We start from the raw sequence: 462 nt of genomic DNA, 5'->3' as shown, positions 1-462 counted from the left end.
AGCGCATTTTAGCCGATATGCAACACTGCAAGGCGCACTTTTTTTTATTTTGAGTACTGCGCAAAGACATTTTCAGCAATTACAGATTTTGCGTTATCAAATAGATGTTGAGGGTAAAAATATGTTTACAGCGATTTCTCAAGCGCAACCGCCGATTTTTTTTCAGCGGAAAAAAACCATTGAACGTGCTTTGAGTTATTGGGGAAGAGAACAAATTTCTTATGCCATGGAACGAATCCAACATGCTGTTTTAGAGAGTCGTAAAAATCCGCTTTTGGGTGAAGCTATTATTCGTCAAGCTTTGTTGAGACTAGCAATTGTTGCGCGGCGCCAAATGACTGCTTTAAAATATTGAACTTGGTTGGAAAAGTGAATTTTCCTCATATTTGCTTGATTTATAGCATCGTAGTGAAGAAAAAAATGTTTTTAGAATCACGGTATCTTTTTGCACGAGTGTTTAAA

1 pseudogene is annotated in these 462 nt (G+C 37.0%); it reads left to right on the top strand.

Annotation, left to right across the window (positions count from 1 at the left end):
- Positions 1-355 (top strand): annotated as a pseudogene (gene holA, locus ACFIO5_RS11365) (DNA polymerase III subunit delta); the annotation flags it as partial.
- Positions 356-462 lie beyond the last annotated feature (107 nt).

It is taken from the genome of Bartonella sp. AA86SXKL, assembly GCF_042196885.1.
Note: the sequence above shows the minus strand (reverse complement) of the source record. Positions and strands in the feature narration are given on the sequence as shown.